Annotated in this window: 13 protein-coding genes; 9 read left to right on the top strand and 4 right to left on the bottom strand. The window is 39.0% G+C overall.

All coding sequences use genetic code 11. The features are described 5' to 3' along the window. Positions 1-6: 6 nt before the first annotated feature. Positions 7-468, top strand: a complete 462-nt coding sequence (gene ybaK / locus L3V38_RS06615) for a Cys-tRNA(Pro) deacylase (protein WP_237118829.1) — start codon at positions 7-9, stop codon at positions 466-468. 13 nt (positions 469-481) lie between these two features. Here ybaK and L3V38_RS06610 read toward each other — a convergent pair whose 3' ends face one another. Then, positions 482-907 (bottom strand): MarR family winged helix-turn-helix transcriptional regulator, encoded by a 426-nt coding sequence (locus tag L3V38_RS06610; RefSeq protein WP_237118828.1) that lies wholly within the window; start codon positions 905-907, stop codon positions 482-484. Positions 908-1,009: 102 nt separating this feature from the next. Between L3V38_RS06610 and L3V38_RS06605 the strand changes: the two genes are divergently transcribed. From L3V38_RS06605 to L3V38_RS06585, 5 genes are all read left to right on the top strand, one after another. Then, a complete protein-coding gene (locus L3V38_RS06605; protein ID WP_237118827.1) occupies positions 1,010-1,783 on the top strand; it encodes a siderophore-interacting protein in 774 nt (257 codons plus the stop codon). Between the two features lie 67 nt (positions 1,784-1,850). Continuing rightward, positions 1,851-2,846, top strand: coding sequence for an LLM class flavin-dependent oxidoreductase (locus tag L3V38_RS06600; protein WP_237118826.1), 996 nt, complete (start codon positions 1,851-1,853; stop codon positions 2,844-2,846). Positions 2,847-3,020: 174 nt separating this feature from the next. After that, on the top strand, positions 3,021-3,977 hold the full coding sequence (locus L3V38_RS06595) for a patatin family protein (RefSeq protein WP_237118825.1): 957 nt from the start codon (positions 3,021-3,023) through the stop codon (positions 3,975-3,977). Between the two features lie 283 nt (positions 3,978-4,260). Then, complete coding sequence (locus tag L3V38_RS06590; protein ID WP_237118824.1) at positions 4,261-5,670, top strand: alanine/glycine:cation symporter family protein; 1,410 nt, start codon at positions 4,261-4,263, stop codon at positions 5,668-5,670. Positions 5,671-5,697: 27 nt separating this feature from the next. Further along, positions 5,698-6,759 carry a patatin-like phospholipase family protein gene (locus L3V38_RS06585; protein ID WP_237118823.1) on the top strand — a complete coding sequence of 354 codons (1,062 nt, stop codon included), beginning with the start codon at positions 5,698-5,700 and terminating at the stop codon, positions 6,757-6,759. Between the two features lie 358 nt (positions 6,760-7,117). On the opposite strand, the gene L3V38_RS06580 is transcribed toward L3V38_RS06585, so the two are convergent. Continuing rightward, entirely contained in the window at positions 7,118-7,681 is a 564-nt protein-coding gene (locus L3V38_RS06580; RefSeq protein WP_130152062.1) for a YSC84-related protein, read from the bottom strand. A gap of 138 nt (positions 7,682-7,819) precedes the next feature. Between L3V38_RS06580 and L3V38_RS06575 the strand changes: the two genes are divergently transcribed. Together L3V38_RS06575 and L3V38_RS06570 are read left to right on the top strand one after the other, a co-directional pair. Continuing rightward, complete coding sequence (locus L3V38_RS06575) at positions 7,820-9,031, top strand: tyrosine-type recombinase/integrase (RefSeq protein WP_237118822.1); 1,212 nt, start codon at positions 7,820-7,822, stop codon at positions 9,029-9,031. Next, positions 9,031-10,221, top strand: a complete 1,191-nt coding sequence (locus L3V38_RS06570; RefSeq protein WP_237118821.1) for a cation:proton antiporter — start codon at positions 9,031-9,033, stop codon at positions 10,219-10,221. The genes L3V38_RS06575 and L3V38_RS06570 overlap by 1 nt, the downstream gene beginning before the upstream one ends. 32 nt (positions 10,222-10,253) lie before the next feature. Here the strand turns inward: L3V38_RS06570 and L3V38_RS06565 are convergent, their stop codons facing one another. Then, positions 10,254-13,298 carry an FAD-binding and (Fe-S)-binding domain-containing protein gene (locus L3V38_RS06565; RefSeq protein ID WP_237118820.1) on the bottom strand — a complete coding sequence of 1,015 codons (3,045 nt, stop codon included), beginning with the start codon at positions 13,296-13,298 and terminating at the stop codon, positions 10,254-10,256. Positions 13,299-13,445: 147 nt separating this feature from the next. On the opposite strand from L3V38_RS06565, the gene L3V38_RS06560 reads away from it, so the two are divergent. After that, positions 13,446-13,655, top strand: a complete 210-nt coding sequence (locus L3V38_RS06560; RefSeq protein WP_054553331.1) for a PGPGW domain-containing protein — start codon at positions 13,446-13,448, stop codon at positions 13,653-13,655. Positions 13,656-13,748: 93 nt separating this feature from the next. On the opposite strand, the gene ppsA is transcribed toward L3V38_RS06560, so the two are convergent. Further along, positions 13,749-16,124 (bottom strand): phosphoenolpyruvate synthase, encoded by a 2,376-nt coding sequence (gene ppsA, locus L3V38_RS06555; RefSeq protein WP_237118819.1) that lies wholly within the window; start codon positions 16,122-16,124, stop codon positions 13,749-13,751. Positions 16,125-16,151 lie beyond the last annotated feature (27 nt).

Genomic DNA, 16,151 nt, shown 5'->3' with positions numbered 1-16,151 from the left:
GAATTAATGACACCAGCAATCAATTTGTTGAAGAAAAAAGGAATTAAATTTGATGTCCTTTCTTATGAGCATGAGCCAAATCAAAAGCAGTTTGGGCTAGAAGCCGTTGAAAAATTAAATTTACCCGCAGCACAGGTTTTCAAGACCCTGGTTGTCGAAGACAATACTCAGAACTTATTCGTTGCCGTGGTGCCTGTGAGCCAGCAGCTTAACCTAAAAATGTTAGCTAAGTTTGCGGGGGTAAAAAAAATAGAGATGGCTCCCCAACAAGCTGTTGAAAAATCCACTGGCTACATTCTGGGTGGAGTAAGCCCGCTTGGACAAAAAAAACAACTAAAAACTTATATTCATACTAGCGCAAAAAGCTTTGAATGCATTTATGTATCCGCAGGTAAACGTGGGCTAGAGATTGCCTTAAATCCAAAAGATCTTATGACTTTAACGCGCGGTCAATACGTAAATTTTTAAGTAATAATTTAATCTAGCTTTTAATATTGTTGATCATTGTTGTCGCTGTTGATATGAATTCAGTTATCTGAGTTTCAGTTAACCCTTCACAAAGCCTAGAATCAACCTGTTGCTCTGCAACTTCTAAGCGCGAGAGCAGGGTTTTACCTTGCTCAGTAAACGACAAAATCAAACAGCGCTTATCATTTTCGTCGGCACATTTAGACACCAAGTCAAGCTTGATGAGATCTTTCACTAAGCGTGCTATCTGCGCCTTATCACGCCCCGTTGTCGCAACTATATCGTTCGCTGTGCAGTGCTTTGTTTCAGCAATAATGTGCAAGCAGCGTACATGTAATGCGTTAAGGCCAAGCTCGTTGGCGTTAATGGCTTCACGTACAGTAACACGGTAGCTTTGTGCCAGAGTAAATAAAGCAGAAGAAAGCGAAGTTTGTGGCATGGTTCACCTAGTTATGATTAGTTGACAAAGTCAATCAAAAGCGTATAGTTGACTATATCAACTATTGGGGCGTTGTGCAATTTAACCAGCTAGGAGACTGACATGGCTAGAAAAGTTCGTCGTGCAAACGTATTAAGTACTACACGTATTTCCCCGCATCTACAAAGAATTGTCGTTGGCTCAGAGGAGTTTGCCGATTTTCCACAAGATGCAAAAGGTGCGTACGTAAAGGTATTACTCCCGCATGCCGGTGAATCTAAGGTTGAACTTGATTTACACGCTGAGCATCCTGCATTAATGCGCTCTTACACTATTCGTGATATTAACCCTGTGAACGGCGCTATTACCCTCGACTTTGTGGTTAACCAACATCAAGGTGTTGCCACCAACTGGGCACAAAGTGCGGTAGTAGGCGACGAGGTAGGTATTGCTGGCCCTGGTTCTAAAAAACTCACTGATTTTACGCAAACACATTACTTAATGCTGGCAGATTTAACCTCTGTAAATGCAATCAATGGTTATTTACAAGCCCTGCCACAAGACGCCACAGTTGATGCCATTATTCATGTCGCTGATAAAGCCGATATCATTGAGCTTGAGCAAATTAAAGCACACAGCCAACATAGTGTTGAATGGTTAGTTACAGATGAGCCAGAAACAGATCTGCTCGACCAAGTAACACGCTTATGTGCAGGTTATAACACGCAACCTATGGTGTTTATGGCATTAGAAGCAAACTTGGTTAAGGCAATTCGCCGCTTAGTGACAAGTAGCTTTAAAATTGACCGTGAACACATTGTAGCATCGGCCTATTGGAAGCGTGGTATTGATGCCGATGGCCTAAAGGTGGAAAAACAGCAACAAAGCCGTGCCTAATTAGCATTTGAAAAATAGCCATTCGCTCTCATTAACTAATTATAAAGAGTTAAATTTTGGAGAGCGAATGTCAGATCTTAGCAACACACCTTTTTCATTGCTTGAATTGAGCCCAATGAAAGAGCACGAAACCGTTTCGCAAACACTAGCTAACAGCGTTACCTATGCACAAACAGCCGACAAACTGGGTTTTAATCGGTTTTGGATGGCAGAGCATCATAATATGCGCGGTATCGTGTGTGCCGCAACTTCAGTACTGATAGGTCATATCGCAGGTAAAACCGAGAATATTCGCGTAGGTGCGGGTGGAGTGATGTTACCTAACCATCCACCGCTGGTTGTTGCTGAGCAATTTGGCACCCTAGAGAGTTTATACCCCGGTCGCATTGATTTAGGTTTAGGCCGAGCACCAGGTAGTGACCCAATTACCAGCCGTGCTTTGCGCCGTGACGAACAACGCGCTGAACACTTCAATGATGAAGTAACGGAGCTGCAAGCTTTACTTGGCCCATATAAAGGTGACTCTCCAGTACGCGCAATTCCAGGTGAAGACACTAATGTGCCAATCTGGTTACTGGGCTCAAGCCTTTATAGTGCTGGACTTGCGGCAAAAAAAGGTTTGCCATACGCATTTGCAGGTCATTTTGCGCCGCGCTTTGTTGAAGATGCCATTGCATTGTATCGCAGAGAATTTCAACCATCTGAGGTATTAGATAAGCCATACGTCATGCTTGGCTTACCTATTGTTGCAGCTGACACCGACGAACAAGCACAGTTTTTAGCAACCACAGCGAAACAACGTATCTTAGCACTTATGCGCGGCAAGCCACTTTGGCTTAAAGAGCCTGTTGCAACAATGGAAGGCTTGTGGACAGCACAAGAAAAAATGCAAGTAGAAAACTTTTTAGGACTTTCTGTTGTTGGCGGTCAAGCGAGCGTTAAGCATAAGCTGAGTATGATTAAACAAACGCTACAGGTTGATGAGTTTATTTTTACAAATGACCTGTATGAATTGAGTGACAGACAACATGCGCTGGAAATATTAGCAAGCATCATGCACTAATACGGTTTGGTAAATAGTAATGCGTGTGATGAGTTTTTTATGCGCATTACTTAAGCCCTGACACTCTCTTATTAAACGGTTTTATAGATTGATTTAATTTAATTATTCCGTTTTAAGGATTGAATTTTACTTTATACAATACATTTATTAACCATTACCCTAGGAAGGTGCACCGTGAAATCTCAAACAATTGCCGCAGTAGAACCACAAACAAAAACAGCATTAATCGCTGAGGGTGGTGGGCAACGAGGGATTTTTACCGCAGGTGTACTCGATGCGTGGTTAGAAAATAATTACGATCCATTCGATTTATTCATTGGCACGTCGGCAGGCTCACAAAACTTAACAAGTTATTTAGCGCGTCAAAAAGGCTATGCAAAACGTCTTATCAGAGGGCTTTCGCGCCATAAACGTTTTTTTCAACTTGGCCGCGGACTGTTTGGTAAAAGCATTGTCGATCTTGATTGGTATTTTGACAAAACCAAAGAAGTAAACCGTGCCTTAGATTTTAAAACAGCAACACAAAGCCTAGGTAATCGCGAACTGTTGATTACAACCACTAACGCGGCTGACCGTAAACCGTATTACTTGAGCCCGAATGGTGAAGATACGCAATGGTTGGCCCTGTTAAAAGCATCAAGCGCATTACCCTTTTTATATAAAGATGGTGTTAACTTAACTCCTTGGCTTACTACCAAGGCCGCAAATGATGCAATTATTCAAAGCTCTAATACTGATTTAGTCCATGATATGTATTTAGATGGTGGCCTAGCTGCACCTTTACCCGTGAAAGAAGCTTATAACCGTGGTGCCCGCGATATTGTGGTTATTCGTACTGTTGATGAAAACTTTCAAGTGCAATCGGAATGGGTTAATAAGCTAAAGACACTCGTTCGCGTATCAGGCTATTGCCCCAAAACATTTGATTACCTAGTTCAGCACGAACAAGCATATCAAGATGAATTAGATTTCATTGCAAACCCGCCAAGTGATGTCCGTATCACACAAATTTTTGCAGGTGATAAATTACGCAGTAAGCTGCTGGGTAGTACAGATTCAGATCTTCGTTATGATCACAAATTAGGCTTAGCGGCAGGTCGTGCATTCCTACAGCAACAACTGCTAAATTAGTCGAGAGCAGGCTCGGGTAATTAATCTCACTGCCTACTTGAGATATTTGTAAATAAAGTTAAAGTGGTTAGCTATTCACTTTTTGTGATTTTTTATACCAATCCGCTTAATTAACAGAGCAGTTTTGAGGCAATAAAACCTTGTTGATAACAAGGCAAAAATGTCGTTATTTAGTTTTTTAAATGAGAGATTTTTAACGCAGTTAGTGACAGGTTTAATCCCTCAAAATGATTAAGTATTACTGCAGGTTGGTATTAATCTATAAGAACAATAAAGGCTTGCCATGTTTAATAGTGCTGTATCGACAATCAATGGTCTTCTTTGGGGAGAAGGCCAAATTCTTATTTATATTCTTCTGTTTACTGGGATCTGGTTTTCAGTAAGGCTAAAAGCAATCCAACTGGTTAAGTTTCGCCATATGTTTAGCTTGTTAAAGTCGAGTAGCAACACAGATAAAAACTCAATTAGCTCATTTCAAGCTTTATGTACAGGTCTTTCAGCACGTGTAGGAACAGGTAATCTTGCAGGGGTTGCCGTTGCTATTTCGTTAGGGGGCAGCGGTGCAATATTTTGGATGTGGGTGATTGCCATTTTGGGCATGGCCACTGGCTTTGCCGAAAGCGTACTTGGGCAAGTCTATAAGGTTAGGGATGCCAACGGCGAGTTTAGAGGCGGGCCAGCTTATTATATTCAACAAGGATTAGGCAGCAGAGCACTTGCGGTGTGTTTTGCTTTTTGCTTGTTTCTTGGTTATGGATTTACGTTTAGTGCCATGCAAACGAATACCATTACCGATGCCCTCAATTACGCATTCGAAATTCCAACACTCTATTCAGGTATTGTGATCACAATACTGGCAGGCTCTATTATTTTAGGTGGCTTTAAAGCAATCGCCCGCTTTGCTGAACGCATTGTGCCAGTCATGGGCATTTTATTTGTACTCGCCGCTATCATAATTACTTTACTGAATATCGGTAAAGTGCCTTCGATGATTGAAGATATTTTACTTTCAGCCTTTGGCTTACAAGAGGCCGGCGTAGGAGCAATGGGCGCAGCAATTAAAAATGGTATTCAGCGAGGGCTTTATTCCAATGAAGCAGGTGCGGGTAGTGTACCCCATGCATCAGGCTGTGCATCACCAGTACCAAACCACCCGGTCACTCAAGGTTACATTCAAATGCTAGGAGTGTTTTTCGATACTATTGTGCTGTGTAGTTGTACTGCGGTGATTATTTTACTAGCTGATATTGATATTAGTGGCGAAATGGAAGGAATACGCTTAACTCAATCTGCAATGACAGCGCATATGGCCGCTGGTGGCATTTACTTTGTAGCAGCTGCAATTTGTTTATTTGCGTTTACTTCTGTGGTTGCAAACTATGCCTATGCAGAAAGTAACCTTCATTTATTTAAACTAGATAATAAACTCGGCCGTGGTATTTATACCTGTTTATATTTATCCATGATGATTTGGGGCGCATCGGCCACAATTAAACAAGTGTGGGATCTTGCAGACATTGCTTTAGGTTTAATGACAGTGGTGAACGTTATCGCTATCATACGCTTAACGCCAACTATCTTATCTGTGACAAAGGACTACCATAGTCAACGTGAAGCAGGGCAAGAACCCAGTTTTGATTCTGAAAAAGTACAGGTTCAAGGTCAAACAGAACAAGGGATTTGGCGAAAGTAATCTAAAACAATAACGAGAAAAGTAACCATGATAGATATTTACGCAGGGCCAAGTGCTGCAAAAGTAATAAAAGAGCAAGGCCTGTCTGCCGATTTGTTTAATACCTTTTTAGGAGCAAGCGGCGGCCCCAAATGGTTTACATTATTTGGTTTGGATAAATACCTATTTGGTGAATTTTTTAAAAACCGTACCGCACCTTTAAACTTATTAGGGTCAAGTGCAGGGGCATTTAGAGCGGCCTGTTTTGCACAAAACGACCCTGTTGCTGCTATATCGCGATTAGCAAAGTCTTACTCTGAAACACGTTATTCATCGAATAAAGCAAAACCAGAAGAAATAACCACAAAAGCACGAGAGTTATTATGCACTGTGTTTGCTGAAAATGGTATTCAAGAAATTATTAACAACCCTATTTTTAAAGCCCACTTTATCGTTGCAAAATCGAATGGCTTTACAGCATCAGAAAACAAAGTAATGCAGTTAATGGGGTTATCTAAAAGTTACTTAGCCAATAGAATGAATAGGCGTTTTCTGAGTAAGCAATATGAGCGTTATGTATTTCAGCCTGCAGATAGTCAGTTATCGTTTTCAGATAACAACATCTTCAATACCCATACTATTGAGCTTAGCGAAGATAATTTAGCCGATGCGTTACTTGCTTCAGGCTCTATTCCATTAGTCATGCAAGGCATTAAAAACATAACAGGAACACCGCCTGGTATGTATCGTGATGGCGGTATCATTGATTATCACTTTGACTTAACTATTCATAATGACGGGCTTATTTTATATCCGCATTTTAATAACAACCCTAAAGCAGGGTGGTTTGATAAAAGTTTAAAGCGCGGTATTACCCCTAGGAACTATGATAATGTGGTGATGATCACTCCATCAGCTAACTTTGTTGCTTCATTACCTTATGGCAAAATCCCTGATCGTAAAGACTTTACTGAGCTTGATGCCGATACACGAATTAAATATTGGCAGCAAGTGCTTGATGAAACTGAGCGACTTGCTAATTCTTTTGATGAAATTTGCAGGCATAAAAAGCCATTAATGATAAAAAATATTACTAAAGATTCTGTCTGAGAGTGTCCCTTTATGTATTTATAAAATGGTAGAGTTTAATATTTGTAACACCTTATATAGATGTGCATACTTATTCAGTTTAGCAGGACTAGAAATACAGTTTCTAAATTAGACTATTTCAAGAAAACCTAGTTAATTAACGCCAAACATAGCATCCTTACCAACTAAAGCATTGGTAATGCAACTTAGAATTTTAAAAAGCTAGTATAGTATTTGGTAACTTGATTCGTAAAGAGGTGATCCAATCTTTGCGGTATCGAAGATAGCCCATAAATTACGTTATGTTAAATTCAGTTAAATAATTAAAAGTGGGAGTTAGGTTGCTAACTAGCCCACTTTCAGAAGGGTTTTAAATAACTTAATTTAGCTCAGAATCTACCCAAAATTTAGTGCCTTTAAGTACTGCTTGTAACGCAAGGCCATTTTCGGTTAAAGAATAAACTGTTACTTGGTCGGCAATTGCTTCGGCAACTAAAGCGCCACCATTATTTTCATATTTAGCAGCTGCATCTGCGTTACCACCGAATGCCCAACCGTGTTCAATAAAGCGATTTACTGCTGCTTGATTATGAAAAACCATAACAACATTAAAGTCTTTAACACCTAAACCTAGGCCTAAACCTGCTTCACCCATATTCATGTAAGTTGATTTACCGGTTAAGTTATTTTTTACTACACCATAACCACCACCAAAACTGGCTAAAACAACATTGACGTTGGCATTATCAAAAACCGCGTAACCTGCCGAGTTAGCAATTTGCTGTTTTACATCGGGTTTTTGTGCGTAAAGCTCACTTAGTGTATTATTTTTCATGCTTTGTACTAGAGCACGTTTTTCATCGGGAGAAGCGCTTCCTGTAGTAGCACAACCAGTTAGGATGGCTGTAACTAAAATTAAACTTATAGTAAAAAACTTTTTCATACATATTCCTCGAATATTTGTATGGCAATGGTTATGATAAATATAGACTAAAAAGATAATATTTAAAGTCCAATACTAGACAGTATCGGACTTTGTGTTAGTCTTATAACTTGTTATTTTACAAGATATTTAATCATTATGCTCGTTGCTCTCGTCGATACACTTAAACAACTGCGCTATCAAATTGCCCATCTTGAAGATGATACTCTTGCTACAGAATATCCTGAACTTGATAACTTTATACATCAAGTTGGATTGACTGTTGCTGAATCAAGAAATGACTTAACTTTTCTATATCAATTCTTGTATGTTTACGGCCGAAAATCAGAAGCAACATTTAATCGCTTTCGAAATGAACTTGAGCGATTCTGCTTATGGGCATGGTTAATTGCTGAAAAATCAGTTTTTGAACTAAAGCGTGACGATATTGAAGCCTATGTTGATTTTATGGTTGAACCAGATTCAGTCTGGTTATCAAATTCAGTTCAATGGCGTTATAAAGATGAACAAGGGATAAGACGACTAAATACAAATTGGCGCCCTTTCATTAATAAAGAAAACATAGCAAGCCAACAAACACTAGCAGCAATGTTTACAGCACTCAATGTGTTTTATAAGTTTGCTATTCTAGAAGAAAAAACCTTTGCCAATTTTGTACCGGTTGTCAAAAAGAATAGCCCTTATTTAGTTGTACAATCGCAAATTAAAATCCCTGACACACTGAGTGATATTCAATGGGAGTATGTATTTGGTGTTACACGAGATTTATGCGAGCAACAACCTGATTTAGAGAGAAATTTATTTACTCTCGCTTGCCTAAAAGGATTATATTTACGAATTTCCGAGTTATCAGAGCGACCTCAGTGGTCGCCGGTTATGTCACATTTTTGGCAAGATAATGATGGTTTTTGGTTTTTAAGAATTATGGGCAAAGGTAATAAATTACGTGATGTTACTTTAAGCGAAGATTTTATCACGTATCTAAAACGTTACAGACTTTACCGTGGTCTACCTGCCCTGCCCCGCGTTGATGAAGCTGAACCGCTTGTTCACAAAATTCGTGGTAAAGGGGGAATGACTGTTCGACAAATTCGCCGTTTAGTACAGCAAAGTTTTGATTTAGCAAAACAATCATTATTAGATGACGGCTTTAAAGATGATGCGGAACAACTTGAAGCGGCCACGGCTCACTGGCTAAGACATACCGGAGCAACGCATGATGCTCAAACAAGGCCGCTTAAACATTTATCTGAAGATTTGGGTCATGCAAAAATTGCCACAACAGATCAAATTTATATTCAAACAAATATAAAAGAACGTGCAAAGTCTGGAATAAAAAGGAAAGTTTAATGGAATATACAATACTAGCATTAGTTGGCTTAGCTCTTTTATTTTACTCACTGACAATCCGTCAGTTAGAGCGAACAGAAATTACTGGGCCAATGTTTTTTGTGTTAGTAGGAATTGCAATGTCTTACTTTTTGCCGAGTGAGTTTAAGCTAGGCGAAGCAGGACTCAGTGACATTTTACCTTTGGTTGAATTAACCTTAAGCATTTTTTTATTTACCGATGCAGCAAAATCAAAACTAACAGTTTTAAAACATAGTTATCAGTACCCTAGCCTGTTACTTTTTGTCGCTTTACCTATGACATTAATGTTAGGTGTTGCCGGTGCTTTATTTTTCTTTTCTGAGTTATCACTTTTTCAATCTGCATTGATCGCGATTATTTTAACGCCAACTGATGCCGCGCTTAGTAAGGGAATTTTAGAATGTACATCAGTACCAGAAAAAGTTCGAGAAGGAATAAATACGGAAAGTGGTTTGAACGACGGCCTTTGCGTTCCCATTTTTTTAGTTTTACTTTTATTAGTTCAAAACCCAGAGAGTGCTGTAACGACAATTGATACTTTACTTGTTTTTACAAGAGAGTTAGGTGTTGCACTTGTTATTGCAGGCGTGTCTATGGCAGTGTTTATTCCACTTCTAAAAATTGCATTAGCACGTCATTACTTTGCCAATAATAGCAGTCCATTTTTATTGATTGGTTTAGTGATGGCCATTTTCTCTTTAACACAAAATTTCCATGGTAGTGGTTTTATTGCCGTTTTCGTCGCGGGGCTTTTATTCGACTATTTAGCTCCTAGAAAAATACGTTTTACATTAGTTAAAGATTCTGAACATATCGCTGAATTTGTTGCGCTAATAATTTGGTGTTTATTCGGTTTTGTGTGTGGTCACTTAATTGTGAATGATATTACCTGGCCAATTGTTTTTTATGCGCTATTAAGTGTGACGGTTTTTAGAATTGTGCCGGTACTACTTTCACTCATATTTACTAATCTAAATTTCAAAGAAAAATTTACTTTTGCTTGGTTTGGTCCACGAGGTTTAGCGTCTATTGTTTTTACTTTAATGGTGATGGACACAGCAATTGCAAACAAAGAACAAATTGCCACCGTAACATTAACAACCATTTTATTTAGTGTTTTTATTCATGGCATGAGTACCAAGCCAATTGCAAAAAGCTACCAAAAATAAAGGCGCGTAACGCGCCTTATTTATTTTAAAAATTAAAGTAGCTCTGCAATTAATTGCAGTGGATGCTTTGGTTTAAATTTTTCATAGCGTTTCACTTGGCTACGACAAGAAAACCCAGTTGCTAAAATAGTTTCAGGCTCATTATTAGAAATAATTGGTTGCCAACTCATTTCATAAAGTGCGCGTGAATTTTCTTGGTTTTGTTTTTCATGGCCATAGGTTCCTGCCATACCACAACAACCTGTACTAGTCGTATCTAGTTGTAAATTTAAATCAGCAAAAATAGTTTGCCAAACTTTAGATGCATTTGGCATAGCTGTTGTTTCAGTACAATGACTTAACAATTTAAATGGCGAATTCGATTTTGTGGCAAGAGTAACCTGTTTAAAGTTTTGCGTTTGAAGCCATTCATGCGCAAGTTCAACTTTAAAATCTCCACGGTTCTCTTTTAAAATTGACACATATTCATCTCGGTAACACATAACCAAAGATGCATCGAGCCCAACTAAAGGTGCATTGATTTCACTGAGTGAATTTAAAAACTCAGCTGCATTTTTTGCTGTTGTTTTAAATTCATTTAAAAACCCTTTTACATGCTGTGCTTTACCATTAGGTTTAAATGGTAATAGCATTACTTTTTTGCCTAACGCTTTAATGACTTTAATAAAGCTTTCAACTAATTCGGCTTCATAAAAACTTGTAAATGGATCTTGAACTATCAATACATATTCAGCTTGTTGTTCTTTGGAAAGCGAGTTAAGTAATTCAAAATTGAATTGTTGATCTTTAGAAATACGTTTTGAAAGTTGCGGTACGCTTAAACTTGGTGTATCAACATAACCAATAGTATTTTTAATTAAACTTGAAACAAGTTTTGTATTTACTATTGGGTTTACCACTTTAGCAAATTTTGCCATCACCGGCGCAGTTTGTTCGATACCTGCCACTAAGTAATCTTTTGCTGGGCGTGCATAAAAACTATGGTAGAAATTTAAAAAGCGTGAACGGAATGTTGGTACGTCAACTTTAATTGGGCATGCAGTTGTACATGCTTTACAAGCTAAACATTCGTCCATTGATTCTTTCACTTCATGAGAGAAATCATAAACGCCTTTTTTCTTATCGCGACTATGTTGATAGCGCTCCCACCAAGTGATTACTTCACCATTGATCAATTCTTTTTCAACATTGAGTAAATCAATATTTTCAGACTCTTGAAGTCGTAACCATTCGCGCATTAAACTCGCGCGACCTTTTGGTGAATATCGGCGGTCACCTGTTACTTTATAAGACGGACACATTGGTGATTTTTCATCGTAGTTAAAACACAGACCATTACCATTACAGGTCATCGCGTTATTAAATTCTGTTTTAACATCGATAGAAATTTCTTTGTCGAACCAGGCTCGCTTTTGATCGTCAACAGAAACGAGTGAGTCTTTACTTTCAATTGGCGTACAGATTTTACCAGGGTTTACTCTGTTATTTGGATCAAATGCCGCTTTAATTTTTCGAAGTTGTGTAAATAAATGCTCGCCAAAAAATTCAGGGCCATATTCACTTCGATATCCTTTGCCGTGCTCACCCCACATTAAGCCGCCATATTTGGCAGTCAATTTAACGACTTCATCAGAAATATGACGAAGCAATTTTTCTTGCTCAGGGTCACACATATCTAAAGCAGGTCGTACGTGTAAAACACCCGCATCAACATGGCCAAACATACCATATTGAAGATTGTGGTTATCGAGAAGTTCGCGAAACTCGACAATGAAATCTGCTAAGTTTTCTGGAGGTACTGCAGTATCTTCAGCAAAAGCTAATGGTTTTTGATTGCCTTTTACATTCCCTAAAAGACCCACTGACTTTTTACGCATTGCATAAATTTTTAAAATATCAGCCTTGTCATTGGTTAACTGATAACCGATCACGCCATTAGTTTGCTTTGCAACACATTCATCAAGTAACTTACAAAGAGTGTCTACTTTGTCTTTTATGTCTTCTGGTGAAACCGCATTAAACTCAACCATGTTGAGCCCTTGCATATCTTTGTTTTCAACATCGGTTATTAAGTCCGATACTGAATGCCAAATGATATCTTCTCGAGCAAGGTTAAGCACTTTACTGTCGACTGTTTCTACCGAAGTTGCATTTGCTGCGACTAGAAAGGGTGAATGACGAAGTGCAGAATCAAAGCTATCGTATTTAATGTTAATTAAAGTCTTAAATTCTGCAATTGGCGTAATGTTAAGTTTCGCTTCTGTAACAATACCTAAAGAACCTTCGGAGCCAGTAATTAATCGGCTCATATCAAAGGTTTGTAAATCATCAGAAAAAATATGTTCTAAATCGTAACCGGTAAGAAAACGGTTTAAACGTGGGAATTTTTCTAAAATAGCATCACGGTTTTCAAGGCCAATATCGATAACTGTTTTATATAATTTACCTACAGTCGTGTTTTGTTCAGCAATTACTTTTGCTTTTTCAATAGGCATAGGGGTTGTTGACATTTCAGTGCCATCAACAAGATAAGTAGTAAGGCCTAAAACGTGATCACTGGTTTTGCCATAAACCAAAGAGCCTTGACCAGAGGCATCTGTATTTATCATGCCACCGATTGTTGCTCGGTTACTTGTTGATAAATCGGGCGCAAAGAAAAAACCATAAGGGCGTAAAAAGTCATTTAATTGATCTTTGATTACACCTGTCTGCACGCGTACCCAGTTTTCTTCGACATTGATTTCTAAGATTTCACGCATAAAACGAGATAAATCAACAACTATACCGGGTGTTAGCGATTGGCCATTAGTACCTGTACCGCCACCACGCGGACCAAAAGTCAGTGATAAAAACGGATCACGTGAAGCAATTTGCATAGCAAGTTGTATGTCTTTTGCAGACTTTGGAAAGATGACACCTTGAGGTACTTGTTGGTAAACGCTGTTATCGGTCGATAAACTTAAACGTGTAGAAAAGCTTGCATCGGTATCACCACTAAAACCTTGTTTTTTAATTGTTTCTAAGTAATTAGAAACGAGTTCTGTGGCGGCTTGTTGTTGGCTTATTGTTGCTATCATGACGGTGATAAATTAAGGCATTTTGCAAATTATATCATGCTAATAGCTAAGATAAATTGAAGATTTTACAGTTTGTAACACTCTTTTTATCGATTTAGGGTGCAATACTTTTATACTGTGTATTAAAGCAGCAAATGAGATAGCCAGATGAAAAAAATTGCATTAATCAGTTTAGGTGCCTTGTGCATGTTATTGGGTTTAGTTTTTGTCATTATTCCGGGGCCCTCGCTGATCTTCTTTATTGCAGGGCTTTTCTGTTTATCTTTTTATTATCCTAAAGCGCGTGATTATTTAACCTTGTGCCAAAAGGCACTTACTAAGTCATGTGCCTATATTGATAAAAAACTTGCTCGCTGATTTAAAGGGCGTGTTGCCCTTCGAAGTAACAAAAATGCCAGCTAAGTGCTGGCATTTTTATATTAGGTTCTTTATTTTAGTTAAATAAAGTACTTAGTCGGCTAATTTTTTAGCAAGATATAACCACGTTTCTAATACTGTATCTGGGTTTAGAGAAACAGAATCAATGCCCTGCTCAACTAACCAAGCTGCAAAGTCTTCATGATCTGAAGGACCTTGACCACAAATACCTACGTATTTGCCTTTTGCTTTAGCTGTTTGAATAGCCATTGATAATAGTTTCTTGATTGCAGGGTTACGCTCATCAAATAGATGGGCAATTAAACCTGAATCACGGTCAAGACCTAATGTTAACTGAGTTAAGTCATTTGAACCGATAGAGAAACCATCGAAATACTCTAAGAACTCATCTGCTAGTAAAGCGTTTGATGGTAATTCACACATCATGATTACTTTCAGACCATTTTCTCCACGTTTAAGGCCATGTTCTTCAAGTAATTCAATAACGCGCTTACCTTCTTCAAGCGTACGAACAAATGGGATCATGATTTCGATATTAGTCATACCCATTTCGTTGCGAACACGTTTAATCGCTTCACACTCTAACGCGAAACAGTCACGGAAATCTTCAGAAATATAACGTGCTGCACCACGGAAACCAATCATTGGGTTTTCTTCTTCCGGCTCATATTGCTGGCCGCCTACAAGGTTTGCATATTCGTTTGACTTAAAGTCAGACATACGAACAATGACACGTTCAGGTGCAAACGCACAACCTAATGTTGCAATACCTTCAACAAGCTTAGAAATATAGAATTCTACAGGTGATTCATAACCTGCCATCATTTCTGAGATTTCAGCTTTTAGCTCGTCAGATTGAGCATCAAAGTTAAGAAGTGCCTTAGGGTGAACACCAATCATACGGTTGATTACGAATTCAACACGCGCTAGACCTACACCTGCATGGGGTAAGCGTGCAAAGTCAAATGCACGATCAGGGTTACCCACGTTCATCATAACTTTCATTGGTAATTCAGGCATTTCATCAACACGTGAAGTAAGTACTTCGTAATCTAAAATACCTTCGTAGATGTAACCTGTGTCACCTTCGGCGCACGATACTGTTACATCTTGGCCTGCTTTAATTAAATCAGTTGCGTTACCACAACCAACAACTGCAGGAATACCTAATTCACGTGCAATGATTGCCGCATGACAAGTACGGCCACCGCGGTTTGTAACAATCGCAGCAGCACGTTTCATGATTGGTTCCCAATCAGGGTCAGTCATGTCAGTAACTAGAATGTCACCTTGTTGTACTTTGTCCATTTCATCAATTGAATCGAGTACACGTACTGTACCTGAACCAATTTTGTGACCAATTGCACGGCCTTCAGCAACAACTGTACTTGTACCGTTTAATTGGAAACGCTCCATCACGTTAGCGTCTTCGTTTGAACGAACTGTTTCTGGACGTGCTTGAACGATATACAGTTTACCGTCGTTACCGTCTTTTGCCCACTCGATGTCCATTGGACGACCGTAGTGTTTTTCAATGATCACAGCTTGCTTAGCAAGTTCTTGAACTTCAGCATCTGTAATTGAGAATTTGTTTGAAAGTGACGAATCTACATCAACGATTTCAACTTGCTTACCATGTGACTCATCCGCAGAGTAAATCATTTGAATTGCTTTTGAGCCAATATTACGGCGAACTACTGCTGGTTTACCGTTAGCAAGTGTTGGTTTGTGAACATAAAATTCATCTGGGTTTACAGCACCCTGTACAACCATTTCACCAAGACCATAGCTTGAAGTTACAAATACAACATCCTCAAAGCCAGATTCAGTATCAATACTGAACATAACACCTGAAGAAGCTTTATCTGAACGTACCATGCGTTGGATACCAGCTGATAATGCAACACCACGGTGATCATAACCTTGGTGAACACGGTAAGAAATTGCGCGGTCATTAAATAGTGAGGCAAACACGTGTTTGATTGCAGTCATTACTGAATCTATACCACGTACGTTTAAAAACGTTTCTTGTTGTCCTGCGAATGAAGCATCTGGCATGTCTTCTGCTGTAGCAGACGAGCGAACTGCAAATGAAACATCTTGTGATGCGTCGCCATGTAATTGGCTATATGCGTCGCGGATGGCTTGGTCTAGGTTAGGTTGGAATGGTGTATCGATAATCCATTGGCGGATTTCGGCACCGACTTTAGCGAGTGTATTTACATCATCCACATCCAATGTGTCTAAAATATCGTGGATTTTTGAGTTTAGCCCTGATTGTTCAAGGAACTCGTTGAATGCATCAGCGGTTGTAGCAAAACCACCTGGCACTTGAACACCAGCGTTAGCTAGGTTTGAGATCATTTCACCCAGTGAAGCGTTTTTACCGCCAACACGTGGAACATCTTGCATACCAAGCTCTTGATACCAGAGAACGTATTCTTGCACGGATCTTTCTCCATAAAACAAATTGTA

The sequence above is a fragment of the Pseudoalteromonas sp. L1 genome, assembly GCF_021728095.1.
In the GTDB taxonomy this organism is placed as follows: domain Bacteria; phylum Pseudomonadota; class Gammaproteobacteria; order Enterobacterales; family Alteromonadaceae; genus Pseudoalteromonas.
The sequence above is the reverse complement of the archived record's forward strand: the minus strand, read 5'-3'. Positions and strand labels throughout refer to the sequence as shown.